The sequence below is a fragment of the Arthrobacter sp. 2YAF22_2 genome, assembly GCF_052114645.1.
Lineage (GTDB): Bacteria > Actinomycetota > Actinomycetes > Actinomycetales > Micrococcaceae > Arthrobacter.
This window is the reverse complement of the sequence record NZ_JBFRFD010000785.1, coordinates 1-1,000: the sequence shown is the minus strand read 5'-3', so window position 1 is coordinate 1,000 and position 1,000 is coordinate 1. Positions and strand designations below refer to the sequence as shown.

Annotated in this window: 1 protein-coding gene; it reads left to right on the top strand. The window is 71.3% G+C overall.

What is annotated here, in order from left to right; genetic code table 11:
- Positions 1-34 precede the first annotated feature (34 nt).
- The gene (locus AB4Y86_RS19530; protein ID WP_441403768.1) at positions 35-661 is read left to right on the top strand and encodes an SACE_7040 family transcriptional regulator; all 627 of its coding nucleotides are present in this window, start codon (positions 35-37) and stop codon (positions 659-661) included.
- The last annotated feature ends 339 nt before the right edge of the window (positions 662-1,000 follow it).

Here is a 1,000-nt window from a genome sequence, read left to right as displayed (position 1 = left end):
CCACCACGGGACAGTCGAGACGAGGGATGCGCCGGTGACCGAGCCCAGCCAGACCACCCAGCGGAGCCAGGCCAAGGAAAATCGCCGGAAAGCCCTCCTGACCGCGGCGGCCGCGCTCTTCGCCGCCGACGGTTTCAACCGGGTCTCACTGGAGGACCTCGGCGCCGCCGCGGGAGTCAGCGGACCCGCCGTGTACCGCCACTTCGCCGGCAAGCAGGCAGTCCTCGGGGCACTCCTGCTCAGCGTCAGCCAGGACCTGCTGGAGGGCGGCCGCAGCGTGGTGGAGGACTCCAACGGCGCCGCGGCGGCGCTCGCCGGCCTGGTCGAATTCCAAGTCGACTTCGCCCTCAGCAACCCGGACGTCATCCGGGTCCAGGACCAGGACTTCAGCAACCTCGACGACGATGACGAGGCGGAGGTCCGGACCCTGCAACGCAATTACGTGGAGCTCTGGGTGGACGTGCTGGCCGGGCTGCATCCGGAGACGGACCCGGCCGAGCTGCGGATGCGGGCGCATGCCACCTTCGGCCTGATCAACTCCACGCCGCACTCGGTGCGGAACCACGGGCGCCGGATGGCGCTCAAGCGGGCTCGTCCACTGCTCGAAAGCATGGCCCTGGCCGCCCTGACGGCACCGGCCACGCCCCGCCCGCTCGGCTGACGCCGGACCGGCGCTTGCCCCGTGCCGGCAGGCGCCGCCCGCGCCCCGGGGGCACTTTGGCGCGGACACGCCATGGACAATGGCTCCACGGACAATTTCTGCCGCCAAAGTTGCCCGCCACGGTGGCCCCCGTGGCGGCCGGCAAAACAGCCTCGCCGGGAACGAAGCCACCCCTGTGGCGGCCGGCACCCCTCGGCCCCTGAGCGCCGGGCGCTTTCCGGCCGGGGCTCGCTGCCTTACCGCCGAGGTCCACTGTAGGGGCACTTCGGCTCGGACACACCGCAAATTCCGGGCGAAAGGCCGAATCCCCCGTTGAAAGTTACCCCCGACGGCCGCAAC